Origin of the sequence: Novosphingobium kaempferiae (assembly GCF_021227995.1) — a bacterium.
Classification (GTDB): Bacteria; Pseudomonadota; Alphaproteobacteria; order Sphingomonadales; family Sphingomonadaceae; genus Novosphingobium; species Novosphingobium kaempferiae.
In genome coordinates, this window is record NZ_CP089301.1 from 4,335,277 (window position 1) to 4,358,582 (window position 23,306).

Here is a 23,306-nt window from a genome sequence, read left to right on the forward strand (position 1 = left end):
ACGGACCCGGCCATGCGAGCCGGGCCGTCCTGGAGGGGATGAAGATGATGAAGCGCAGTTCGCTCGCACTGGTCGGTGCGAGCCTTGGAGTTCTGATGGCGTTTCCGGCCGCAGCACAGGATACGACGAATGCGGAGACAGCGGGACCGCCCGCTCCTGCCGCCGCGTCCGATGCAGCGCCGGCCCCTAATCCGACGGGCGCCCTTGCGCGCGCCGTGCTCGGCGACGGGCTGGAAGAGCACAAGATCATGCTGTTCGGCTGGGGAGAGGTCTCTGCCATAGCCTCCACCAACGACAGCAAGGACGTATCCCCCGCCGCCTTCTTCAACACGGAGCGCGGCGTAAACCTCAACCAGCTCGGCGTGATGCTGTGCAGCGGCCGGGCCTGTCCGCCGTTCTCGTTCGGCCCCGCCCCGGCGCTGCACAACCGCGTTGGACCGTTCCCTGGGCCGACCCCGGACCACGTCACCGTCGATTTCAACGTGACCGCGATCTACGGGCAGGACATGCAGTTCCTGAAACTGTCGGGACTGGACGGCGACACCGGTTTCGATCGCGACAAGGATCTGAAGCTCGGGCTCACGCAGGCCTACGTCGATGTCTACCTGCCGTTCCTGAAGGGCACCAGCGTGATGCTGGGAAGCTTCCAGACGCCGCTTGAGAACGACATCGGCTATCCGTTCAGCCCGCCGAACTGGTTCGCGACGCACACTTACGGTTTCCAGCACGGCCCGGCGAAGCACGTCGGCGCCCTCGCCCAGACGCGCATCGCCAGCGGCCCGGCGGGACACTTCTCGGTCGACTACGGCGTCGTGCTCGGCTGGAACGACTGGGACAACCGGAACAAGGATCTCGACTTCATCGGCGGCCTGCGCTGGCGCAGCGCCGACATGCGGACGTGGATCGACGTCGAGGCCATCTACGGCAACGGTGCGGACGATTTCGGACCCGCTCCCGGGCGCGGCGGCTCGCCCTATTTCGCGCTGAGTTCGACCGGCAAGTACCTCGGCAGGCTGTCGAGCTTCCTTACCGTCAGCCACAGCTTCAGCCCGAAGTTCCAAGTCGCGCTCGAAGCGAGCTACGGCCAGCAGGAAGCGGGCGATATCGCCTTCGTGCCCTGGGCCATCACCGAGAAGGCCCGCTGGTACGGCGCCAACCTCGCCGCACGCTACAACCTGTCCGACAAGCTCACGCTCAACGGCCGGGCGGAATGGTTCACCGACGAGAAGGGCGCCCACGCGCTGTGGTCCGGCGTCGGCGGCGACGTCTACGCGGCGACCGGCAATGTCGAGTATCAGCTCAGCCCGGCCATCAGGCTGCGGGCCGAAGCCCGCTACGACGTCCACGACGGCCCCGGCAAACTCTTCGACAAATTCACCAAGGATCAGCAGCTCACCGGCCTGCTGAACGTCTTCTTCCTCTTCTGATGGAGCTATACCATGGCCCTAGATGACCCCAAGATCCTCAAGAACATCCAGACCCGGCTGCTGATCGGCGGCGAATGGGTCGACGGCGCGGCAGGCACGACCATCCCGGTCGAGAACCCCTACGACGGCAGCATCATCGCCCACATCGCGGAAGCCACCGCGCAGGACGTGGACCGTGCCGTCGAGGCCGCCGAGGCCGCGCTTCCCGCCTGGCGCGCGCTTCCCGCCCACGAGCGCGGCCGCCTGCTGCTCAAGCTCGCCGACCGCATCGAGGCGGAAACCGCCGAACTCGCCCGCCTCGAAGCGATCGACACCGGCCACCCCATCCGCGACTGCCTCTCGCTCGACGTGCCGCGGACGGCCCTGTGCTTCCGCTACTTCGGCGGCATGGCGGACAAGCTGGAAGGCACCGTCGTACCGGTCGATGCCGGTTTCCTGAACTACGTGGAGCGTGAACCGATCGGCGTCGTCGGCGCGATCGTGCCGTGGAACTTCCCGCTGATGTTCACCAGCTGGAAGCTCGGCCCGGCGCTTGCCGCGGGCAACACCGTGGTCATCAAGCCCTCGGAGATCACCCCGCTCTCGACGCTGCGCATCGGCGAGCTCATCATGGAAGTCGGCATCCCCGCAGGCGTCGTCAACATCGTGACGGGCTACGGCCACACCGCCGGGCAGCGCATCGCCGAGCACCCGCGCATCGGCAAGGTCGCCTTCACCGGCTCCACCGCCACCGGCCGCCGCATCGTCGAATCCTCGGTCTCGAACCTCAAGAAGATCCAGCTCGAGCTTGGCGGCAAGGGCCCGAACATCATCTTCGCCGATGCCAACATTCCCGCCGCCGTCGGCGGCTCGGCCTTCGCGATCTTCCACAACCAGGGCCAGGCCTGCATCGCGGGCTCGCGCATGATCGTCCATGAATCGATCGCCGACGAAGTGATCGAGCGCTTCACCGCGCTGGCGAAGTCGATCCGCATCGGCGACCCGCTTGATCCCGAGACCGAGATGGGCCCGCTCACCTCGCGCCTGCACCAGCAGCGCGTGCTCTCCTTCGTTGATGTCGCGAAGGAACAGGGCGGCGAGATCCTGACCGGCGGCAAGGTTCCCGAGGGCGAGGCCTTCGCCAGGGGCTGCTTCATCGAACCGACCATCGTCAAGGCGAAGCCCACCGACCGCGTCGCGCAGGAAGAGGTCTTCGGCCCCTTCGTCACCGTCCTGACCTTCAAGGACGACGCCGAAGCGCTCGCCATCGCCAACGGCACCGACTACGGGCTAGGGGCGGGCCTCTGGACCAACGACCTGACGCGCGCCCATCTGTTCGCGAAGCAGCTCCACGCCGGGATGGTCTGGATCAACTGCTACAAGCGCGTCCACCCCGCTTCGCCGTTCGGCGGCGTCGGCATGTCCGGCTACGGGCGCGAGATGGGCTTCGAGGCGATGCGCGAGTATACCCAGCCCAAATCGGTCTGGGTCAATGTCGATGCCAAGCTTCCCCCGTTCTATCGGCGCTGAGATCATGCGGGATTTCACCTATCGCAGCCAGAACGCCCACGTCCTGTTCGGTCAGGGCTCGATCGGACGGCTTGAGGAAGCCGTCTCGATGGTCGGCGGCAAGCGGGCCCTGCTGCTCTCCACGCCGCAGCAGGCCGATCAGCCCCGTGCGCTGACCGAAGGCCTCGGTTGCATTGTCGACATGTTCGACGGTGCAACCATGCACACGCCGGTCGACGTGACGGAGCGGGCACTGGAGGCAGTGGAGACCGCGCAGGCGGACTGCCTCGTCGCCTTCGGCGGCGGATCGACCATCGGGCTGGCCAAGGCGATCGCCCTGCGCACCGACCTGCCGCAGATCGCGATCCCGACGACGTATGCCGGATCGGAGATGACGCCCATCCTCGGCCAGACCGAGAACGGCCGCAAGACGACGCTCAAGAGTCCCAAGGTATTGCCCGAGCTTGTCATCTACGACGTGGATCTCACACTTGGCCTGCCTGCAGCCATGTCGGGAACGAGCGGCATCAACGCCATCGCGCACGCCGTGGAGGGGCTCTACGCGCAGGACACCAACCCGGTGATGCGCATGATCGCGGCGGCGGGGATCGAGGCGCTGGCCGATGCCCTGCCGACGATTGCGCGCAAGCCCGACGACATCGAGGCGCGGAGCCAGGCGCTTTACGGCGCATGGCTGTGCGGCACGGTGCTCGGTTCGGTCGGCATGGCGCTGCACCACAAGCTCTGCCACACGCTCGGCGGCTCGTTCAATCTTCCCCATGCCGAGACGCACACCATCGTGCTCCCGCATGCGATCGCCTACAACGCACCCGCCGTGCCGGAGGCGATGGATATCCTTCGTCACGCCCTGCAGTCGGACGATCCTGCGCAGGCGCTCTACGACCTCGGCCGCGCCGTCAATGCCCCGGCATCGCTGCGCGACATCGGCATGCCCGAGGACGGCATCGACGTTGCCGCCGATCAGGCGGTCGAGAACGCCTATTGGAATCCGAGGCCGCTCGACCGAAATGAACTACGCGATCTCATCGCGCGCGCCTGGGCCGGCGAAGCGCCCCGCACATGAGCCAGACCATGAACGCAACCCTATTCCCGGAACTCACTACCTCCGTCATCGACGCGATGAAGGATGCCGCGAACCCTCGCCTGCGCGAGATCATGACCGTCCTCGTTCGGCACCTCCACGATGTCATCCGCGAGACGCGTCTGACCGAAGGGGAATGGGCAGCCGCCATCGAATTCCTGACCGCCACCGGCGGCATCTGCAGCAGCACCCGCCAGGAATTCATTCTCCTGTCGGACACGCTGGGCGTCTCGATGCTGGTGGATGCAGTGAACCATGACGGAGGCGAAGCCGTGACCCCGTCGACCGTCTTCGGCCCCTTCTACTCCGGTGAGCAGGACGAACTGCCCGCCGGGGCCTCCATCCTCAAGCGACCGGAAGCAGGCGAGCCGACGCTTGTTTCCGGCCTCATCCTCGATGACAGCGGCACCCCCATCGAAGGCGCGCTGATCGAAGTCTGGCAGACCGCGCCCTGCGGCCTCTACGACGTGCAGGATCATGAGCAGCCCGACGGACACCTGAGGGGAAGCTTCCGCTCAGCGGCGGATGGCAGCTACAGCTTCGAGACCGTGCTGCCGGTCAGCTATCCGATCCCGGACGACGGCCCGGTCGGCAAGATGTTGCGCGCGCTGGGGCGTCATCCCAACCGCCCCGCCCACATCCACTTCATGATAAGCGCACCCGGCTATCGCCGACTGGTCACGCATATCTTCGTGGCGGGCGACGACTATCTGGCGAGCGACGCTGTGTTCGGCGTGAAGCCCGACCTCATCGTCCATCCCACGGCGCACGAAGACGGGATGGCCATCGCCTACGACTTCCGACTGGCCGGAGCATAGGCCGGGTGAACCTTGCGCCCGTGAGTGACCGCAGCGACTACTGGCGCTTGCGGCCCAACGCGCCTTTAATCGGCACCGACCTTTGCCCGGCCGACGCCATCACGGAAGGCCGGGCAAGGGAGTTCCGGTTCGGGCGGGGGCGCAGCATGTTCCGCATGTTCGTGGTCCGCCACGAGGGGGCGCTGCGGGGCTATCTCAACCTCTGCCCGCATTTCTCACTGCCGCTCAATCATGAACCCGATCAGTTCATGATCGACGGCGTGATCCTGTGCGTGCAGCACTTCGCCCGCTTCTCCCCGCTCGACGGCCTGTGCATCGACGGCGCGTGCGAGGGCAGCCACCTTGACGCAGTTCCCGTGACGGTCGGGACAGACGGGATACTGCGCATCGGCGATGGCGAAACCGGCGCTACGTCACGGCAGCGCTAGCGCCGCCGATTACTGGGCGAGGGCGAACTGCCTTGCCGAAGCGGTCGATGCGGCGGCCATGCGGCTTTCGATCTGGCGGCGGATGTCCGACTTCACGGCAGCCTGGCAGTCCTGCGACTTGCGTTCCGCAGCGAGGTGGACGCCGGCCATGTCCTGACCGCAGACGGCGCGCGCGCTCTGGTCCATGCGGATCGCGAGGCGGCGCTGGCCTTCGGTCGTGGCGAGGTCGAGATCCTGGATCTGGATCACCGCCTTTTCGCGGGCGAACGGATTTTCGGAAGTTGCCGCAGATGCGGTGGTGGCGAAGGCGACCGAGGCCAGCGCCAGAATGCCAATCTTCATCATCGTCTCCTGAACACATGTCGAGGGTCACTCTGCGGCGACCGCATAGACCCTAGCGTTCAGGGACGCCATTTACAATCGGCAGAAAAGGCCGAGTTATCTGTCTCCGACCACCAGGAACGCGATGTCCCTGGAGTAGCCGAGCAATCCGATCGGGAGCGGAGCGCGCATGACTGGCGAAGCCTCCGTCCCGATATTAACATCGATGCTGCGTGCGAGGGGTCTGGACCATGCCCGCACGGTATCGAGCGGCAGCACGGCCTTCCATGCCTTGCGCCCCTCGACCTCGATCGGATGGCCGTTTACAAGCACCTGCGCCTGAGGATCGGCGCGATAGCCTGAGACCTGCAGGCAGTCAGATTCACCGCAGGATACCAGACGGGTATTGGGTTGAGCCGCCGCCATCGCAGCGGGAGAAGCGGCCGCCAGTATTACCGCCCCGCACAGCATTCCAGCCCGACCAAGCGCCCCCGTCATCCGCGATATCGGCCATGTTGAGCGCAACCGACCGCCCTTGCCCGGGCTTCCAGCCCTTCGCGCAGGATGCGCAGGGCGGTTGCTGCCATTCTGACTGCCGAATCGAGTACCGACGTGATGTTCATCCGCGACCGTCACCTTGCCTGATGGGCGCAAGAGTGATGCGCGAGGGGTCATCGCGGCAGGTGCGAATTCGCAATGTCGCCCATAGATGAAAACTATGCCCTCGGCAGGGCACGCAACCGGCGGAATACCTCGTCGATGAAGAGCTGCGTCGCGGTGTTGCGCTCGGGCTCGGCGCGGGCGAGCAGGAATATCTCGTAGGACGGCTCGAAATCGGCGTGCAGCAGCGGCCAGAGCGCGCCGCGCTCCACTTCGGTGCGGACGGCGGGAATGGGCAGGAAGCCGATGCCGACGCCGCACAGGATCAGCCGCCGCGCCTCGTTGATGTCCTCCGCCAGCCCGGTCACGCGCGTGCCGAGGCGGTAGCGGCGCCGCAGGTGGGTGATGATCTCGATCTCGTCCTCGCCCGTCAGCACGAAGGCTTCGTCCTTCAGTTCCTTGGGCTGGCTGATGCGATAGCCGAACAGCGGGTGGCTGCGCGCGCAGTAGAGTTGCTGGCGCTCCACGAAGAGCGGCTCGTAGATCAGGTTGCCGTGGACGCTGTTGTCGTAGCCGATGCCGACTTCCACCTCGCCCTGCTCCAGCGCGTCGAGCACCTGCCGCCAGGGGGAGACGCGGATCTCGATGCGGATGTCGGGGTGGCGGCGGTGGAAACTGGCGATCGCATCGTCGAACTCGGTCGAGATCACGGCGGAGACGATCTGGATGCGCACCACGCCCTCGACGCGCCTTGTCGCCTGCGCGATCTGGTGCGGCACCAGACGCGCCGATTCCAGCATGTCCTCGCACAGCGCCATCATCGCCTTGCCCGCCGCCGTCATCTCCACGCCGGAGGCGGTGCGGTGGAGCAGCGTCGCGCCGACGTGATCCTCAAGCCGCTTGAGCGCGGCGCTGATGCTCGGCTGCTGCTTGTTGAGCTGGCGCGCCGCCGCGCCGATGCCGCCCGCGCGGACGATCTCGACGAACGTGCGCATGAGGTTCCAGTCGACCCGGCTGGCGAACTTGCTGTCGGTCAACGGCCGGTTGTCACTCATGCGAGGCTTGCTGTTCCAGACGCGCCGGGACTGGCGCAAGCCCGCAGGCTAGCGTGACTTAGGCGCCGGTCATAGACCCGATTTATGAGTGTACTGAACTGCACCTAGCGGCACCGAGAGGTACGTGAGCCGCCCCGAACGCGCAGAGCGCGGCACCTCGGCTGGTCACTGCGAGGCCTTGGCCTTCACCGAGGCTTTCGGCCACCACGTCAGCGTCTGTTCGTCGTGCGCCGAGGTCCAGACCCCCGCCTTCGTCCAGCGCAAGGCGCCACTGCCCGCCGCCTTGCCGAAGCGGCCCTCGACCGTCATCGCCCTGGGGTCGATCACCGCGAAGACCTGATCGTCGGTGGTGCGCAGCCAGACCTTGCCCGCGCCGGTGTCGATGTCGCCCCACTTGAGATTGTCGCCCACCTTGATCCGGCCGGATACGGCATTGGTGGCGGGATCGATGCGCGCCACGGTGCCGTCGCCCTGTTCCTGCACCCAGACGCCGCCCTCGCCCGCCGCCAGGAAGCCGGGCTCCTTGCCGACCGGGATCTTCGCGGTGACGGTGTTCGTCGCGGTGTCGATGCGCTGGAGCGACTGCGCCGGAGCGCTCACCGCCCAGACCGCGCCGAAGCCATAGGTCAGATACCACGTACCCGGATCGACCGGGATCGAGGCCACGACCGAGTTGGTCGCCGGATCGATGCGGGCGACGAGCCCCTTCTCATTATCGCTGGCGACCCAGACCGAGCCGTCACCCGCGACGACGTTGAGTTCGCCGCTGGAGGCGATGCCGCTCGGGATCGTCGCGATCAGCTTCGCCGTCTTCACGTCGATGCGCTTGACCGCCTTCTCCTCGCAGTCCGCCAACCATAGCGAGCCCGCCGCGATCGCCATCGCGCCGCAGGGACGCTTCATGGGCACTTCGGCGAGCTTGCCCCCCTTACTACCACTCTGGCGGGACCACTGCTCCACCCGGCCCTTGTTGGTGATCCACACGGTCTTGCCGTCCACCGCAAGGAAATCCGCGAAGCCGGGCACCTTGATGACCTCGGCCTCCTGAGCGCCTGCACTCGATGCGATCGCGGCCACGCCGATCGTGGTCGCCAGCAGGGCGAGAAGCTGGAACTTGCGCATGGATTTCCCCCTATTTCGAGCTTTAGCGTTGAGCTTGAATTTCACCCGTCGCCGGAACGGCAGCGGCGGGGCAAATCGCCATCCAACCACCGTTCGTCATTGCGAGCGCAGCGAAGCAATCCACGGTCGGCCCATGACGCTGGATTGCTTCGGCGCTCGCAATGACGAACGGTGGGAATGTCATGGTCGGGTTACCTCACCCCTTGCTGGCGATAAACGCGCGCCAGCCGCCGAGGTGAGTGATGTCCTCCGCCCCGTTCAGCGCGCGCGGTTCGGAGACGAAGCCCTTGACGCTGGTGCCGTCCGCCAGCGTCACGTTGCCGATGGCGAGCGGCGCGGGAACGTCCACGGTGAAGCTGCCGAACTCGGCGACGCCCAGTTCGTAGACCTCAACCTTGATCGGTGCGCCCTCGTCGCTGTGGACCAGCGCGGGCTTGGGCGGCACGCTGTCGGCGATGGCGTAGAGGCGGTAGTTCGGCGCGGTCTCGAAGGCACCGACGAACTCGGCGTCGCGGCTGGTCAGCTGCCAGTGCAGCGGCATGTCCTTAAGGTGCGCGCCGACGACGGCGAGTTTCACGGTCTGCATCTTTCCCTCCAGATCGAGTGGCGGCGGCGCGGGAAGGTCCGCGACCGCGAGGTAGGCGTCGGCCGCATCCAGCAGGGCGCGGTCGGTGTCGGCCGGGCCGATCAGGGTGATCCCGAAGCCGGTGGCATTGGCGCGGATGCCCGCGGGCACGGCGAGCGCGGCCATGTCCAGCAGGTTCACGAAATTGGTGTAGAGCCCGAGGTTGCTGTTGAGCGCCACCGGCGCCGCCAGCATCTCGGCCACGCGGTAGGTCGTGCCGGTGGTGGGGAAGGCCATCATGTCGATGTCCTGCCACAGCAGGTCGGCATGGCGCTTGAGGTCGGCCATGCGGTAGATGCCGTTGAACAGATCGACCGCGCTCATGTCCTTGCCGGGCTCGACCACCGCGCGCACGGTGGGATCGACCGCCAGCGGGTTGGTGGCGAGGATATCGGCCATCGCCGCAGTGCGCTCCGCCACCCACGAGCCGCCGTAGAGAAGCTGCGCCGCCTCCAGCAGCGGCGCGAGGTCGATCTCGACGATCTCGCCCAGCGTCGCCAGCTTCGCGATGGCGCGGTCGTAGAGGTATTCGGATTCCACGTCGCCGAAGAACACGCGCTGTTCGCTGCGCGGCACGCCGATGCGCTTCATGGCGAGGGGCTGGTCGGCGAGTGGCTTGGAATAGGGATCGGCCACATCGTACCCGGCGATCACCGCGTCCACCAGCCGCGCATCGGCGGTGTCGTCGGTGAAGACGGTGATGCAGTCGATGGTGCGGCAGGCGGGGACGAGCCCGCGCGTGGACCAGCGGCCCTTGGTGGGCTTCATGCCGATCAGGTGGTTGAATGCCGCAGGCACGCGGCCCGAGCCTGCGGTGTCGGTGCCAAGCGCGAAGGCCACCAGCCCCGCGGCCACCGATACCGACGATCCCGAACTCGACCCGCCGCTGACGTAGTTCAGGTTCGAGGCATTGCGCGGGATGCCGTAAGGGCTGCGCGATCCGTTGAGGCCGGTCGCGAACTGGTCGAGGTTGGTCTTGCCGATGCAGATCGCGCCTGCCGCCAGCAGCCGCTCGATCACGCCGGCGTCGTCCTCGGGCTCGTAGGCGAAGGCAGGGCAGGCCGCCGTCGTCTCGAACCCGGCGACGTCGATGTTGTCCTTCACCGCGAAGGGCACGCCCGCCAGCGGCAGGTCTTCGCCGGCAGCGACGCGCGCGTCCACCGCCTCGGCGGCGTCGAGCAGTTCGCTGCGGGTGGCGCGGCTGATCCAGATCTGCGGCTGGACGGCATTGTATGCCTCGACGCGGGCGAAGGTGTCCTCGGCCACGGTGACGGCGGTGGTCGCGCCGGAGTTGACGGCGGCGGCGATGCTGGCCGCGCTCAGGCGGTCGGGGCTGGTCATGCGTTCTTCCTCAGTGCGAGCATCGGGGCGCCGGGCTGGAGCGACTGGCCTTCGCGCATGTACAGCGCCTCCACCGTGCCGCTGCCGGGGCTTTCCACCGAGCATTCCATCTTCATCGCCTCGATCACGGCGATCCTGTCACCGGCCTCGACCGTGTCGCCCGGCGCGACGAGCAGGCGCGTGACGCTGCCGCCATAAGGCGCTTCGACGAGGTCGGAGCCTTCGGGCAGGACGATCGCCTCCTCGCTGGGCACGTCCGCTTCGGCAAGGTCGGCCGCGTGGTCGAACTCGCCAAGGCGTTCCCATTCGGCGCGCTCCTCGTCGAAGGCGGCCTTGCGGCGCTGTTCGAACTCGGCGATGCCTGCCGCGTTCTCGGCCAGATAGGCGCGGTAATCGGCAAGGCGGAACTCGCTCGGCTCGATCTTCAGGGCGCGGCGACCGGCGGGGAATTCGCGCCGCCAGTCGGCCAGTTCCTCCGCGCTGACGGGATAGAAGCGGATCTGGTCGAAGAAGCGCAGCAGCCAGGGCTTGCCTTCGGTGAAGGCCCCCCCCGATCCTTCAGGGCTCTGGCGGTAGGTGTTCCACACCTGCACGGTGCGTCCGAACAGCTGATAGCCGCCCGGCCCTTCCATGCCGTAGATGCACATGTAGGCCCCGCCGATGCCCACGACGTTGGGCGGCGTCCAGGTGCGCGCGGGGTTGTACTTGGTCGTGACGAGGCGATGGCGCGGGTCCACCGGCGTCGCGACCGGCGCGCCGAGGTAGACGTCGCCAAGGCCCATGACGAGGTAGTTGGCCTCGAAGATCAGGTTCTCCACCGCAGCCTGATCGGGTAACCCGTTGATGCGGCGGATGAACTCGATGTTGTCGGGGCACCAGGGCGCATCGTCGCGCACCGTCGCCATGTACTTCTCGATCGTCTCGATCGTCGCCGGATCGCGCCAGCTGAGCGGCAGGTGGACCACGCGAGAGGGGATCGCGAAATCCTCAAGGTCGCCAAGGCGCTCCTCGGCGGCGATCAGCATGGCGAGCGCGGCCTTCTGGTCCATCGCCGTGCCGTCGAAGTGCAGCTGGAGCGAGCGGATGCCGGGGACGATGTCGACGATGCCGGGCGCGGCGAGGCGTTCCAGCTCGGTCATCAGCGCGTGGACGCGGATGCGCAGCTCGATGTCGAGCACGATCGGCCCGTATTCGACGAGGATGTTGCGGTCGCCCTGCTGGCGGTAGACCGCGCGCGGACGACCGGGGCCTTCCGGAATCTCCGCAAGGATCGGCGTGAGCGTCTCGACGCTGCGCACCGGGCTTGCCTCGAGCGCAGCGCCGGTCGCCACCAGATCGCGCTGGGCGGCGTCGGCGGCTGCGGCGTCCTCGATGGTGACCGGGGTGAAGCGCAGCTTGTCGCCGGGCGAGAGCTGGCCGATCTTCCAGCGGTCCGCCGCGATCACCACGAAGGGGCACACGAACCCGCCGAGCGACGGCCCGTCCGGCCCGAGGATGATCGGCATGTCGCCGGTGAAGTCCACCGCGCCGATGGCGTAGGGATTGTCGTGGATGTTGGAGGGGTGAAGCCCCGCCTCGCCGCCGTCGGTACGCGCCCAGCGCGGCTTCGGGCCGATCAGGCGCACGCCGGTGCGGTTGGAGTTGTAGTGGATCTTCCACTCGGCGCCGAGGACCATGTCCACGTCCTCGGGCGTGAAGAAGTCCGGCGCGCCGTGCGGGCCGTAGAGGACGCGCAGGGTCCATTCGTTGCCGATGGCGGGCAGCGTCACGGCGGGCACCGCCGTGTCGGTCGGATCGACGCCGAGATGGATCGTGTCGCCCGCGAGCAGGCGGCGCGCGGCGTGGCCGCCGAACTGGCCCAGCTCGAACGTCGCGCGGCTGTCGAGGTAAGGCGCGATGTCGAGCCCGCCCGCGAACAGGATATAGCCGCGGATGCCGCCGGTGGAGGCACGGCCCATCGCCAACGTCTGCCCTGCGGCGACATCGATAGCCACGCCCCGCTCCACCGCCACGCCGTCCAGCGTCGCGCCGAAGTCCGCGCCGGTCAGGCAGATGCGCGCGTCGGAGACGAACGCCAGCGTCGGACCGGTGACGGTGGCCTCAAGCCCCGCCGTGCCCTCCGGGTTGCCGAGCAGCCGGTTGCCGAGGCGGAACGACTGGTCGTCCATCGGCCCCGAAGGCGGCACGCCCACGGCCCAGAGATTCTGGCGGCCGGGCCAGTCCTGCACGGTCGTCGCGGTGCCGCCGCTGACCACGCGGAACGCTCGGGCGGCATACGTCACGCCGTCGAGCACCTTGGTCGAGACTTCGCCGCTGGTGAAGGCGGGCGTGCGGACCACGTCGCGCAGCCAGCGCACGTTCGTCTCGATGCCGTCCACGCGAGTGGCGTCGATCGCGCGCTGGGCGGCTTCCACGGCTTCCTCGCGCGAGGGTGCGTGGACGATCAGCTTGGCCAGCATCGGGTCGTACCAGGCGCTGACGGTGCTGCCCGCCGAGCACCATGTCTCGACGCGGATGTCCTCGGGAAATTCCAGCGCGGTCAGCGTGCCCGAAGTCGGGCGGTAGTCGAGCGAGGGGTCTTCCGCGTAGAGGCGCATCTGCACCGAATGGCCCGTCATCGTCGGCGCAGGCGCGTCGAGGAAGGCGAAATCGCCCGCCGCGCCGCGGATCATCCATTCGACGAGGTCGATGCCCATCACCATCTCGGTGACGCCGTGCTCCACCTGCAGGCGGGTGTTCATTTCGAGAAAGAAGAACTCGGCGCGGTCGGCGTCGTAGAGGAACTCCACGGTGCCCGCCGAGCGGTACTTCGCGGCCTCGCCCAGACGCACGGCGGCGGCGTAGAGGGCTGTGCGCACACTCTCGGGCAGAAGCGGCGCGGGCGCTTCCTCGACGACCTTCTGGTTGCGGCGCTGGAGCGAGCAGTCGCGCTCTCCCAGAGCCATGACGCGGCCCTCGCCGTCGCCGAACAGCTGCACCTCGATGTGACGCGCGCGGCCGATGTAGCGTTCGAGGAAGACCCCGGCGTCGCCGAAATTGCTCTGCCCCTGACGCTTCACGGTGGCGAAACCATCGCGCAGCTGCGCCTCGTCGGTGCAGACGCGCATGCCGATGCCGCCGCCGCCGGCCGTCGCCTTGAGCATGACCGGGTAGCCGATCTTTGCAGCGGCGCTGACCGCCTCCTCCTCGTCGGTGAGCAGGTCCGTTCCCGGCGCCAGCGGCACGTCATGCGCGGCGGCGAGTGCGCGGGCGCTGTGCTTGAGGCCGAAGGTGCGGATGTTGTCCGTGGTCGGCCCGACGAAGACGATCCCCTCCGCCGCACACGCCTCGGCGAACTCGACGTTCTCGGCCAGGAAGCCGTAGCCGGGATGGATCGCCCCTGCCCCCGTCTTCTTCGCCGCCGCGATGATCGCGGGGATGTTGAGATAGCTTTCGGAAGCCTTGGCGCCGCCGATGAACACGGCCTCGTCGGCTTCCGAAACGTGGTTGGAGCCCTCGTCCGCTTCGGAATAGACGGCGACGGACCTGAGGCCCATCGTCCGCAGCGTGCGGATGATGCGGGTGGCGATCGCGCCCCGGTTCGCGATCAGGACGGTGTCGAAGCTCATGCGGTGACGATCATCCGGACTGGAGTGGGGTTGAAGCCGTTGCAGGGGTTGTTGACCTGCGGGCAGTTGGACACGACGACGATCACGTCCATTTCCGCCCGCAGGTCCACAGTCAGGCCCGGCGCGGAAATACCGTCGACGATGCCCAGCGACCCGTCCGGCTCCACCGGTACGTTCATGAAGAAGTTGATGTTCGAGACGATGTCCCGCTTGCCGCGCCCTTCGAGGAGGTTGGCCTCCAGGAAGTTCTCGACGCAGGCGTGCTCGGACTTCGTGTGATGACCGTAGCGCAGGGTATTGCTCTCGCACGAGCACGCGCCGCCGATGGTGTCGTGGTAGTCGACCGAAGTGGCGGCGATGGTCATCAGCGCGTTGCCCTCGTTGGAGAGCAGCTTCGTGCCTTCGCGCAGGAACAGGTTGCCCTGCGCCGCCACGGTGTCCTGCGCCGAATAGCGCTCGGCATCGTCGGCGGCGGAATAAAGCAGGAAGTCGACCGCCTGATTGCCTTCGAGATCGACGATGCGCAGCGTCTGCCCGGCCTTGACGTGATGCAGCCAGGGTGCGCGGGCGGGGACGACGACGTCGTGCAGGACGGTGCCGGTGAGGCCGGACATGTGGGGATCGGTGCTCATGATCGCGTGTCCTTCTTTCAGCGGCGGAAGTAGTCTTCGACGTTCTCGAAGGCGCGCAGGCCCTCCGGCGTCGCGAGGCGGACGGGGTCGTCCTCGCCCGTCACCGGCCCGCGCCATGCCGAGGCGCGCAGCGGCGTCACCGTGTAGTCGGCACGCGGATCGAGGACGTGGGGGACGTTGGCGATCACCACGATCACGTCCATCTCGGCGCGCAAGATCACCGTGCGGCCGGGCGCGAACGGGCCGACCTCGGGCGTGATGGTGCCGTCCGCCTCGATCCGCGCGCCCTTGAACAGCGTCACGCAAGGATGAACGTCGCGGCGACCGAGGCCATGCTTCGCCGCACCCAGCAGGAAGCGGTCGCGGCCGCTAGGGAAGGCGCCGGAATTGCGGCCCTCGCCGTACTTCGCGAGGTTGGTCGCAGGATTGGAGGTGCCGCAGAAGGTATCGTGCGTGCCTGCATCGTCCGACACGATACTCATCATGACGCGGCCCATGTCCGACAGCAGCAGCTTGCCTTCGCCGAGATAGGCGTTCCACTGGACCTTCACCGTGTCCGCCACGTTGAGGCGCTCGGTCGGCATGTCGGCGTTGAAGATCAGGATCGAGGCGGCTGCATCGCCCTTCACGTCGATCAGCCGCAGCCGCGAGCCGCGCGTCAGGCGCCGCGTGGCGTAGCCGCCCGCCGCGATCGTCTCTTCCCAGACGTGATCGTCGGGGCTGACGCCTGCGGGCAGGTCGTCGGCCACCGGCGGCAGCACCGGCATGCTCTCCACCACGGTGCCGCCCTGCGCACGGGCATGGTCGCGGGCGGCCAAGGGATTAGACAGCGGATCGGCCAAGGCTTCGGTCATGAATGCGCTCCGATGTTCCTGAAGTCTCCGCCGTCCTGCTCGTAAAGCGGCGGCAGGAGAGCGGTGGTGGTGACGAGTTCGAGCTGCTGCACGCCCCGCACGCGGCGGATGGCGTCGCACAATTCCTTGAGCCGCACGGCGGGCCCCTGCACGAGCAGGACTTCGAGCGACTGGTCATCCTCCAGCACGACATGCTGAGAGGAGATCACTTCCTTGAGATACTGGCTCTGCGTCTGCGAGAGCAGGTGGCGCACCCGGCCCCGCTCGCTGCGGTAGACGAGGGTGATGGTCCCCGCGAGCATCTCTTCCGGGCGCATCAGCGATCCGTGCTCCGCCAGCGCGTGGCGGATCAGTTCGGCGATCAGCTGCGAACGGGACGGCAGTCCGCGTTCGGCCACCATCGTGTCGAGCTGTCTGAAGAGGTCTGCCGGGAGACTCATGCTGAGCCGTGCCAGGCCTGCGGATTCGGAGCCCATGCCCATTCTCTTTTCAGTTATTACGATTTACGTCAATCGTAATATTATCGAGTTCAACGGCGTTTTCTTCCGGCGTCTCGTCCACGCGCTTGCGCAGCGGCAGGTCGTAGACTGCGGTGGCACCGAAACGGTGCGGCGCGTGCGGATCGTGGCGGCGCTTGTCGAGCGCGAGGACGCGGGTGCCGAGGCTGAACGCCTCGCGGATGTCGTGCGTCACCATCACGATCGTGAGACTGTAATCGCGCCACAGGCGGCGGATCAGCGCATGCATGTCGGCGCGGATGCCGGGGTCGAGCGCGCCGAACGGTTCGTCCAGCAGCAGCACGCGCGGCCGCTTCACAAGTGCCTGCGCGATAGCGAGGCGCTGCTGCATGCCGCCCGACATCTGCGCGGGATAAAGATCGAGGCTGTGGCCGAGGCCGACGGCGGTCAGCATCTCGGTCGCCTCCGCCTCGGCGGCGCGTTTCGCACCGCCGAACAGGCGGCCCATCAGCGGCGCCTTCTCACACTCCATGCCCAGGATCGTGTTGCGCAGCGCGGAGAGGTGCGGGAACACCGAATAGCGCTGGAACACGACGCCGCGATCCGGCCCGCATTCGGGCGTCAGCGGGGTGCCGTCCATCAGGATCTGGCCCCGGCTCGGCCCCTCCTGCCCCAGTATCAGGCGCAGGAAGCTGCTCTTGCCTGCGCCCGAGGGACCGACGATCGAGACGAACGAGCCTTCCTCGATGTCGAGGTCCAGTTTCTCGATGATGATGCGGTCGCCGTACTCGACCCAGACGTCGCGGAAGCTGAGGAGCGTGCTCAATGGCTTTCTCCGTGTGCCCAGGGGAAGAGCCGGTGGCTGAGGAAGGTCAGCGCCACGTCCATGAGGATCGCCAGCAACGCGATCCACGCGACGTAAGGCAGGATCACGTCCATCGACAGGTAGCGGCGGACGAGGAAGATGCGGTAGCCGAGGCCCACGTCCGAAGCGATCGCCTCGGCCGAGATCAGGAACACCCATGCCGGACCGAGCGAGAGCCGGATCGCCTGCAGCAGGCGCGGCATGGCCTGCGGCAGCGCGACGCGGATCATCACCTGCCAGCTGCTTGCACCCAAGGTCTGCGCCTTGATGATCTGTTCACGCGGCAGCGCGGCGACGTGGGCGGCGATGTCGCGGATCATGACCGGGGCGATGCCGATGACGATAAGCGCGACCTTGGCCGTCTCGCCCAGGCCCAGCGCGATGAACAGGATCGGCAGCAGCGCGATCGGCGGGATGACCGCGATGCCGGTGACGAGCGGACCGAACGTGGCGCGCACCGGCGGCAAGGCGCCCAGCGAAAGGCCCACCACCAGCGCCATCAGCGTCGATATGCCGAGCCCGATGCCAAGGCGCTGGAGGCTCGCCAGCGTATCGGCCCAGAACACCAGTTGCCCGGTCAGCTGGTCCGGCACGAACAGCAGCGCCGACATGCTCTCGGCCATCGCGCCGGGCAGCGGCAGGATCTTGTCTGCGGGGTTCACCGCATGGCGGCTCGCGGCCATGACGATGTAGACCAGCAGCAGCAGCAGGATCGGCGCGGCTCCGAGGAGCACCCGCCCCCCTCGCCCGACCTGACGATTCACCAAGCGCATTTACGTGACCTCACCTGAGTGATGTTCTGCTTTTTACACTTCGTCATTGCGAGCAAAGCGAAGCAATCCAGCGTCGTGACAACCGCACTGGGTTGCTTCGCTGCGCTCGCAATGACGGCAATGGATGCCCGCTCAGAGCTTCCCGTCGGCGGCCATCTTCATGTAGCTGTCGTCGAACCGCAGCGTGACATGCTGCGCGTCGCCGAGCGTCTTGCCGCCGGGGAACGACATGCCCACCGCGTCGGCCGAGCTGGCGCCCTTGAACAGCCCCTTGGAGAAGCTGAAGTCGCGCACGCGGGTCATCGTGGTGACGAGCGCGGGCGCGTCGGTCGCGGCGACGGCGGCCTTGGGGTCGGCATAGAGGAAGGTGGTGGTGAGCTGGCTGTCGAACGCCTCGGGCGTCGCGCCCGCCAGCTTCGCCATCGCGGCGCGGGCGGCCTTGCCCTCGGCATCCTGCCGGGTCATCAGCGCGGTCGTCTCGTACCAGATGCCCGCAAGCGCCTTGCCGAGGTTCGGGTTGGCCTTGAGCGTGGCGGTATCGACGCAGAGCAGGTCGAGGATCTCGCCCGGGATATCGGCGGAGGAGAACACCATCTTCGCGCCCGGCTGCGCCTTCATGGCGGTCAGCTGCGGGTTCCACGCCACCGCGACCTTTACGTCGGGGCTGGCGAAGGCGCCGACGATGTCGGCATCGGCGGTGTTGATCGTCTTCACGTCGGTCGGCGCGAGGCCCGCCAGCGTCATGCCGCGCGCGAGCAGGTAGTGGGAAACCGAAAGCTCGACCAGGTTGACCTGCTGGCCCTTGATGGCGCGCATGTCGCCCGCACCCTTCATCAGGATGCCGTCGTTGCCGTTGGAATAGTCGCCGACGATGATCGCGCTGGTGTCCTTGCCACCCGCCGCCGGAATCGTCAGCGCGTCCATGTTCGCCACGGTCACGCCGTCCAGCTTGCCCGCAGTGTACTGGTTGACCGATTCGACGTAGTCGTTGACCTGCACCACGTTGATCTTGATGCCGTACTTGTCGGCCCACTTCTTCACGATGCCGGCCTGCTGGGCATAGGGCCAGGGCATCCAGCCTGCGTAGATGGACCAACCGATGTTGAATTCGGTACGCTTGGCGTCAGGCGCCGGCTGGGAGCAGGATGCGGTGAAAAGCAGCCCCGCAACCATTGCGACCTTGGCTGCCTTGCGGATCGATGCGATCATTGAGTCGGTCCCCTTTCGCAACGCAACATTGCTGCGATTGGAAGGGTTGTCCATCGAAAAATATTACGTGAAAGAGATTCTGTAATACTTTCGGTCGACAATCCGTTCAGGCCGGGACTTCGCCGCTCGCCCGCTGGCCGCGCACACGGGACACATCGCCGCCGTCGGCGCGAATCTCGTCCTGCTCGTGCAGCTGCGGCAGCAGCGCGGTGGTGGTGACGAGCTGGAGCTGGTGCACCCCGCGAATGGCGCGCAGCCCGTCGCACAGTTCCTTGAGCCGCGCCGCCGGGCCCTGCACCAGCAGCACTTCGAGCGACTGGTCGTCCTCGAGGAAGACGTGCTGCGAAGAAATCACTTCCTTCAGGTACTCCGCCTGGCTCTGCGCCAGCTGGTGCCGCACGCGGCCCTTGTCGCCCCGGTAGACCAGCGTGATCGTGCCCGCGAGCATCTCCTCGGGACGGGTCAGCGCCTCATGCTCGGCAAGCGCGTGGCGGATCAGTTCGGCGATGAGCTGCGAGCGCGACGGCAGGCCGCGTTCTTCCACCATGGCGTCCAGCTGGCGGAAGAGTTCGGCCGGAAGGCTCATGCTGAGCCGGGCAAGGCTGGCGGGATCGGTGCTCAAGCTGCGCCCCTCTCGATCATCGTAAAGTCCTCGAAACGTTCGCCGACCTGCCCACGTCGCACAGGGCCGGACCACCACCCCTATACCAAGCGGGCCCAGGATGACAGCCGATCCCTTGGCGATCCCTGTAATAACCTTGTCCGGATCGGTCATACCGCCATGCCACGAAAATATTAACATTGCCACATTCCGTAATATCCATATCCTGTCGCGTGATCGAGCCGTCCTCCGCTGCTCGACGCCATGTGTGGGGGCATATCCTGGCGCAGAATCCGACCCGCAACGCCGGTACTTCCGGCGGTTTCTCCGGCAGTTCGCAAGCGGCCACCGGCCGTGCCTATCCGAACGGCAACCCCGCGCTGGGTTACAACCCGCCGGGCGTGCGCAACACCGACAGCGCCGTGCCGCTGCATCCCAAGGCGCCCGTCCGGCACGACTATGCGTGCGAGGGCCCGGCGGCGGGCAGCCTCTCGTTCCGCTGGACCTACGGCTCCAACGTGGCCGCCAAGAACCGCGATCCGCGCGTGCAGGTGGTGCAGTACAACGAGGACACTTTCGTCCTGCGCCAGAACGTGTGCGTCCACTGGGAAGCGCCATTCACCTACCTGCTGTTCGGCAACAGGGGCGCGCTGCTGATCGACACCGGCGCGACGCCGAACGCCGCGCACTATCCCCTGCGCGAGACGGTGGATGCCATCATCACCCGCTGGGCGCAGGCCCGCGGACGCAGCAAGGTGCCGCTGACAGTTGCGCTCACTTCGGGCGAGGACGTGGCGCAGAACCAGGGCCTCGTGCAGTTCGCCGACCGTCCCGACACGAAGATCGTGCCAAAGCCGCTGGCGGTGATGCAGCAGTTCTACGGGCTCTCCAACTGGCCCACCGGCACCGGGCGGATCGACCTTGGCGACCGCGTGATCGAGGTAATCCCGACGCCCGGCACGCACAAGGACGGCGTGACGTTCTACGATCCGTACTGCGATTTCCTGTTCACCGGCGACCTGCTGTTTCCCGGCAAGATCAACATCGGCAACGACCGCGATTTCGTCGCCTCGCTGGAACGGCTGAAGGCCTTCGCGGCGGCGAAGCCGGTGAAGTGGCTGCTCGGCGGGCACATCGAGATGATGTTCGTTCCCGGCAAGTACTACCCGCGCTTCACCAACTTCAAACCCTACGAGCGCGTGCTGGAGATGACCCCGAACCTCATCGACGAGGCGCTGCAATATGCGCGCGAGGTGCAGGGCAAGGACATGATGCTGATCCGCCCGGACTTCGTGCTGTTCAACGGCGTCAGCCCGGACCAGCGCACGCCGGTCTGGCCCGAGGGCGTGCCCAACATCAACCCGCCCCGCCCGTTCTGACGCCGAATGACGCTTTCACCCCATCGTTCGTCATTGCGAGCGTAGCGAAGCAATCCAGCGTTGCGGGCCGACCGTGGATTGCTTCGCTACGCTCGCAATGATGAACAGTAGGGCCAACACACTGATTCAAGGACAAGGAAAACCGCCCGTGGATCGACGCTCTTTCCTGACCTACAACGCGGCCGTCGCCGCCATCCCCCTGACGGGCGCGGCGCTGACCGGGCTTTCCGAAGCCGCGAGCGCGGCCACCCGCCCACCGCCGATCGACTTCAAGGCCAACCTGCCCGCCAAGGGCGCCTTCCCCGATCGCTGGATCTGCGGGTCGTCGTCAGCCATGGACAACACCGACCCGCCGGTGCAGGTCCACTGGTACAACGAGCACACCGCGATCCTGCGCCAGAACAAGGCGTACTCCTACGAAGCGCCGTTCGCGCCCCTCTACTTCGGCAACGATCGCGTGCTGCTGCTCGACGAAGGCTTCGTGCAGCTGCGCAACGACTGGGATCTGCGCGGCGTCGTCGACCAGTGCATCGACGACTGGTGCAGGCGCAACGGCCGCGATCCCGCGAGCCTCGAACTGCTGGTGGCGTTCAGCCACCTCCACGCAGACCACTACGCCGCGACCAACCAGTTCGCGGACCGCCCCAACACCCGCTACATGGGCCTCACGCACGAGGAGATGGTCGGCTTCTGGGGCATGACCAACTTCCCGGAAGAGCGCGTGACGCTCGACCTCGGCGGGCGGGACATCCTGATCTGGGGATCGCCGGGCCATGTCGTCTCGGAGTTCGCCTACTACGACAGCTACACGCAGATCCTCTATACCGGCGACATGTTCTATCGCGGCCGCTGCTACATCAGCTTCTGGGAGCCGTGGTTCGAGAGCATGAAGCGCCTCATCGACTTCTGCGACACCCACCCGGTCACGCACGTCATGGGCTGCCATGTCGAGATCAGCAAGGCGGGCGAGGATTACGCCTACGGCATGACGTACCAGCCCGACGAGGCGCCCGTGGAGATGACCGTGCAGCAACTGCGCGAGGCCTATGCCCACGCGCAGAAGATCACCGAACCGGGCATCTACTTCACCGGCACCGTGTTCCTCTGCAACCAGACGCGCGGGACGACGACGATCGACCGGAACCCCTACCGCTACGAGTGATCACCCGGCGAATCGGCGAAGGACCATTCCGGCACGATCCTTCGCCATTTCCGCTGCATCACGCGCACTGCGCCGACAACGAATCGTGTTACCCTGCGGCATCGGCAATGGCGGTCTTCCGACATTCGCGACACACCATGACCAAAAGAAGTCGCGCCGATATTAATACGCTTGACGATAATCGTAATATCCATACCGTGTGCATATCGCCGGTGAGAGCGAGGAAAACGGGAGAGAGAATCTGCAACAGCCGGCCGGACAACCGGACCGGATGGGGGGTTTTCGATGGGACGACTACCAGTTTCCGAAACGGTTCTTTCAGGCAGCAGCCAGGTGGCCAGCTACGCCGATGTCGTTACCCCGACTGCTGACACGCTGAAGCAGAGGCTCTTCAACCTTATCCCGCCCGCCTTCGTCGCGGTGGTCGTCGCGTTCTGGGCCTATGCGCCCAAGTCGCTCGCCGAGAACGGCTGGACGATCATCGTCACGTCCGCGCTCATCACCGTCATCGTGCTGGGGCTTGAGTTCGTTCACGAACGCCACGCCGGATGGCGCATGAACTGGCGCGAATTCTTCACCGACCTGTTCTACGTGGTGCTGAGCGCGACCGCGATCTCGTGGGTTTCGACAACGCTGGCGGAAGATCCGCTGCTGGCCGCCAAGAAGTCGCTGGGCATCTCGACCGAATGGGCGATGCAGATGCCCTGGCTGCTGCAGGTCGCGCTGGTGGTCTTCGTGATCGAGTTCGGCCAGTACTGGATGCATCGCCTGATGCACAATTCCACGCCGTTCTGGCTGACCCACGCGCCGCATCACCACATCACCCAGCTCAACGCCGCCAAGGGCGCGGTGGGCAACCCGATCGAGCTGTTCCTCATCAGCCTGAGCGTCGTCGCGCTGTTCGACCTGTCGCTGACCGCCAAGCTCTGCGCGTTCAACGTGCTCGGCGTGGTGTCCACATTCGCCCATGCCAACGTGCGCTCGGACCCGCCGAAGTTCTACTCGTTCTTCTTCACGACGATCCGCCACCACAGCCTGCACCACTCGACCGACTACGAGAGCACGCGCTGCAACTACGGCAATTCGCTGATCCTGCTTGACCGCGTCTTCGGCACCTATCGCGACGGAGAGGGCGTGATCGTCGGGCAGGACGATCTCAAGCGCCTGTCCATTTGGGAGCAGTTCATGTTCCCATTCCAGCCCGTGATCGACCGGATGCGGGCAAAGCGCGCGATGGCCGCAGCCAACTGAAAGTTCTGAGTACCAAGGGAGCGAACGCCTCGACCGGTTCCTGAGACCGCCGAGAGCAGCGTGCGCCGGCACAGACATCCGCAAGCGATGGCCGGCGCAGGAATGAGGATCTTCAAAACAAGCACCGCTCGGGGCCGACAAGGAGCAGGCCCCGGGATCGGGGAACTGTAACCGGAACATGGGGAAG

The 23,306-nt window shown here is 66.6% G+C and carries 21 protein-coding genes; 8 read left to right on the plus strand and 13 right to left on the minus strand.

Annotated elements, in window-relative coordinates; all coding sequences use genetic code 11:
* Nucleotides 1-44: 44 nt before the first annotated feature.
* The 5 genes from LO787_RS19725 to LO787_RS19745 are packed head-to-tail and all read left to right on the plus strand — an operon-like array spanning nucleotide 45 to nucleotide 5,263.
* Nucleotides 45-1,427 (plus strand): outer membrane beta-barrel protein, encoded by a 1,383-nt coding sequence (locus LO787_RS19725; RefSeq protein WP_232492687.1) that lies wholly within the window; start codon nucleotides 45-47, stop codon nucleotides 1,425-1,427.
* Between the two features lie 12 nt (nucleotides 1,428-1,439).
* Nucleotides 1,440-2,936 (plus strand): aldehyde dehydrogenase family protein, encoded by a 1,497-nt coding sequence (locus LO787_RS19730; RefSeq protein WP_232492688.1) that lies wholly within the window; start codon nucleotides 1,440-1,442, stop codon nucleotides 2,934-2,936.
* Nucleotides 2,937-2,940: 4 nt separating this feature from the next.
* Complete coding sequence (locus LO787_RS19735) at nucleotides 2,941-3,999, plus strand: maleylacetate reductase (RefSeq protein ID WP_232492689.1); 1,059 nt, start codon at nucleotides 2,941-2,943, stop codon at nucleotides 3,997-3,999.
* A gap of 8 nt (nucleotides 4,000-4,007) precedes the next feature.
* On the plus strand, nucleotides 4,008-4,835 hold the full coding sequence (locus tag LO787_RS19740; protein WP_232492690.1) for a dioxygenase family protein: 828 nt from the start codon (nucleotides 4,008-4,010) through the stop codon (nucleotides 4,833-4,835).
* A gap of 20 nt (nucleotides 4,836-4,855) precedes the next feature.
* The gene (locus LO787_RS19745; RefSeq protein WP_232492691.1) at nucleotides 4,856-5,263 is read left to right on the plus strand and encodes a Rieske (2Fe-2S) protein; all 408 of its coding nucleotides are present in this window, start codon (nucleotides 4,856-4,858) and stop codon (nucleotides 5,261-5,263) included.
* A 9-nt stretch (nucleotides 5,264-5,272) separates the two neighbouring features.
* Here the strand turns inward: LO787_RS19745 and LO787_RS19750 are convergent, their stop codons facing one another.
* From LO787_RS19750 to LO787_RS19810, 13 genes are all read right to left on the minus strand, one after another.
* The gene (locus LO787_RS19750) at nucleotides 5,273-5,608 is read right to left on the minus strand and encodes a UrcA family protein (protein WP_338045388.1); all 336 of its coding nucleotides are present in this window, start codon (nucleotides 5,606-5,608) and stop codon (nucleotides 5,273-5,275) included.
* A 93-nt stretch (nucleotides 5,609-5,701) separates the two neighbouring features.
* Complete coding sequence (locus tag LO787_RS19755) at nucleotides 5,702-6,082, minus strand: hypothetical protein (protein ID WP_232492692.1); 381 nt, start codon at nucleotides 6,080-6,082, stop codon at nucleotides 5,702-5,704.
* 218 nt (nucleotides 6,083-6,300) lie between these two features.
* Nucleotides 6,301-7,239, minus strand: a complete 939-nt coding sequence (locus tag LO787_RS19760) for a LysR family transcriptional regulator (protein WP_232492693.1) — start codon at nucleotides 7,237-7,239, stop codon at nucleotides 6,301-6,303.
* Nucleotides 7,240-7,404: 165 nt separating this feature from the next.
* Nucleotides 7,405-8,361, minus strand: a complete 957-nt coding sequence (locus LO787_RS19765; protein ID WP_232492694.1) for a Vgb family protein — start codon at nucleotides 8,359-8,361, stop codon at nucleotides 7,405-7,407.
* A 196-nt stretch (nucleotides 8,362-8,557) separates the two neighbouring features.
* Nucleotides 8,558-10,327 (minus strand): allophanate hydrolase, encoded by a 1,770-nt coding sequence (gene atzF, locus LO787_RS19770; RefSeq protein WP_232492695.1) that lies wholly within the window; start codon nucleotides 10,325-10,327, stop codon nucleotides 8,558-8,560.
* Complete coding sequence (uca, locus tag LO787_RS19775) at nucleotides 10,324-13,935, minus strand: urea carboxylase (RefSeq protein WP_232492696.1); 3,612 nt, start codon at nucleotides 13,933-13,935, stop codon at nucleotides 10,324-10,326. The genes atzF and uca overlap by 4 nt, the downstream gene beginning before the upstream one ends.
* Nucleotides 13,932-14,567: an urea amidolyase associated protein UAAP2 gene (locus tag LO787_RS19780; protein WP_211151585.1), complete on the minus strand. Its 636-nt coding sequence runs from the start codon at nucleotides 14,565-14,567 to the stop codon at nucleotides 13,932-13,934. The genes uca and LO787_RS19780 overlap by 4 nt, the downstream gene beginning before the upstream one ends.
* A gap of 17 nt (nucleotides 14,568-14,584) precedes the next feature.
* Nucleotides 14,585-15,421: an urea amidolyase associated protein UAAP1 gene (locus tag LO787_RS19785; RefSeq protein ID WP_232492697.1), complete on the minus strand. Its 837-nt coding sequence runs from the start codon at nucleotides 15,419-15,421 to the stop codon at nucleotides 14,585-14,587.
* The gene (locus tag LO787_RS19790) at nucleotides 15,418-15,897 is read right to left on the minus strand and encodes a CopG family ribbon-helix-helix protein (RefSeq protein ID WP_232492698.1); all 480 of its coding nucleotides are present in this window, start codon (nucleotides 15,895-15,897) and stop codon (nucleotides 15,418-15,420) included. The genes LO787_RS19785 and LO787_RS19790 overlap by 4 nt, the downstream gene beginning before the upstream one ends.
* 13 nt (nucleotides 15,898-15,910) lie before the next feature.
* Nucleotides 15,911-16,705, minus strand: a complete 795-nt coding sequence (locus tag LO787_RS19795) for an ATP-binding cassette domain-containing protein (RefSeq protein ID WP_232492699.1) — start codon at nucleotides 16,703-16,705, stop codon at nucleotides 15,911-15,913.
* Nucleotides 16,702-17,517 carry an ABC transporter permease gene (locus LO787_RS19800; RefSeq protein WP_232492700.1) on the minus strand — a complete coding sequence of 272 codons (816 nt, stop codon included), beginning with the start codon at nucleotides 17,515-17,517 and terminating at the stop codon, nucleotides 16,702-16,704. Before LO787_RS19800 ends, LO787_RS19795 begins: the two co-directional genes overlap by 4 nt.
* Before the next feature lie 132 nt (nucleotides 17,518-17,649).
* Nucleotides 17,650-18,726: a putative urea ABC transporter substrate-binding protein gene (locus LO787_RS19805; RefSeq protein WP_232492701.1), complete on the minus strand. Its 1,077-nt coding sequence runs from the start codon at nucleotides 18,724-18,726 to the stop codon at nucleotides 17,650-17,652.
* A 106-nt stretch (nucleotides 18,727-18,832) separates the two neighbouring features.
* The gene (locus LO787_RS19810; RefSeq protein ID WP_420847822.1) at nucleotides 18,833-19,312 is read right to left on the minus strand and encodes a CopG family ribbon-helix-helix protein; all 480 of its coding nucleotides are present in this window, start codon (nucleotides 19,310-19,312) and stop codon (nucleotides 18,833-18,835) included.
* Nucleotides 19,313-19,560: 248 nt separating this feature from the next.
* Here LO787_RS19810 and LO787_RS19815 point away from each other — a divergent pair, with 248 nt between their 5' ends.
* The 3 genes from LO787_RS19815 to LO787_RS19825 all read left to right on the plus strand — a co-directional run bounded on the left by LO787_RS19815 (nucleotide 19,561) and on the right by LO787_RS19825 (nucleotide 23,119).
* The gene (locus LO787_RS19815) at nucleotides 19,561-20,706 is read left to right on the plus strand and encodes an MBL fold metallo-hydrolase (protein WP_232492703.1); all 1,146 of its coding nucleotides are present in this window, start codon (nucleotides 19,561-19,563) and stop codon (nucleotides 20,704-20,706) included.
* 148 nt (nucleotides 20,707-20,854) lie between these two features.
* Nucleotides 20,855-21,868 carry an MBL fold metallo-hydrolase gene (locus LO787_RS19820; RefSeq protein ID WP_232492704.1) on the plus strand — a complete coding sequence of 338 codons (1,014 nt, stop codon included), beginning with the start codon at nucleotides 20,855-20,857 and terminating at the stop codon, nucleotides 21,866-21,868.
* 333 nt (nucleotides 21,869-22,201) lie between these two features.
* Entirely contained in the window at nucleotides 22,202-23,119 is a 918-nt protein-coding gene (locus LO787_RS19825) for a sterol desaturase family protein (protein WP_420847764.1), read from the plus strand.
* The last annotated feature ends 187 nt before the right edge of the window (nucleotides 23,120-23,306 follow it).

Bases quoted from the DNA above. Each gene is read 5' to 3' on its own strand.
- LO787_RS19725 (WP_232492687.1), top strand. From the start codon at position 45: ATGATGAAGCGCAGTTCGCTCGCACTGGTCGGTGCGAGCCTTGGAGTT.
- LO787_RS19730 (WP_232492688.1), top strand. From the start codon at position 1,440: ATGGCCCTAGATGACCCCAAGATCCTCAAGAACATCCAGACCCGGCTG.
- LO787_RS19735 (WP_232492689.1), top strand. From the start codon at position 2,941: ATGCGGGATTTCACCTATCGCAGCCAGAACGCCCACGTCCTGTTCGGT.
- LO787_RS19740 (WP_232492690.1), top strand. From the start codon at position 4,008: ATGAACGCAACCCTATTCCCGGAACTCACTACCTCCGTCATCGACGCG.
- LO787_RS19750 (WP_338045388.1), bottom strand. From the start codon at position 5,608: ATGATGAAGATTGGCATTCTGGCGCTGGCCTCGGTCGCCTTCGCCACC.
- LO787_RS19755 (WP_232492692.1), bottom strand. From the start codon at position 6,082: ATGACGGGGGCGCTTGGTCGGGCTGGAATGCTGTGCGGGGCGGTAATA.
- LO787_RS19760 (WP_232492693.1), bottom strand. From the start codon at position 7,239: ATGAGTGACAACCGGCCGTTGACCGACAGCAAGTTCGCCAGCCGGGTC.
- LO787_RS19765 (WP_232492694.1), bottom strand. From the start codon at position 8,361: ATGCGCAAGTTCCAGCTTCTCGCCCTGCTGGCGACCACGATCGGCGTG.
- atzF (WP_232492695.1), bottom strand. From the start codon at position 10,327: ATGACCAGCCCCGACCGCCTGAGCGCGGCCAGCATCGCCGCCGCCGTC.
- uca (WP_232492696.1), bottom strand. From the start codon at position 13,935: ATGAGCTTCGACACCGTCCTGATCGCGAACCGGGGCGCGATCGCCACC.
- LO787_RS19780 (WP_211151585.1), bottom strand. From the start codon at position 14,567: ATGAGCACCGATCCCCACATGTCCGGCCTCACCGGCACCGTCCTGCAC.
- LO787_RS19785 (WP_232492697.1), bottom strand. From the start codon at position 15,421: ATGACCGAAGCCTTGGCCGATCCGCTGTCTAATCCCTTGGCCGCCCGC.
- LO787_RS19790 (WP_232492698.1), bottom strand. From the start codon at position 15,897: ATGGGCTCCGAATCCGCAGGCCTGGCACGGCTCAGCATGAGTCTCCCG.
- LO787_RS19800 (WP_232492700.1), bottom strand. From the start codon at position 17,517: ATGCGCTTGGTGAATCGTCAGGTCGGGCGAGGGGGGCGGGTGCTCCTC.
- LO787_RS19805 (WP_232492701.1), bottom strand. From the start codon at position 18,726: ATGATCGCATCGATCCGCAAGGCAGCCAAGGTCGCAATGGTTGCGGGG.
- LO787_RS19810 (WP_420847822.1), bottom strand. From the start codon at position 19,312: ATGAGCCTTCCGGCCGAACTCTTCCGCCAGCTGGACGCCATGGTGGAA.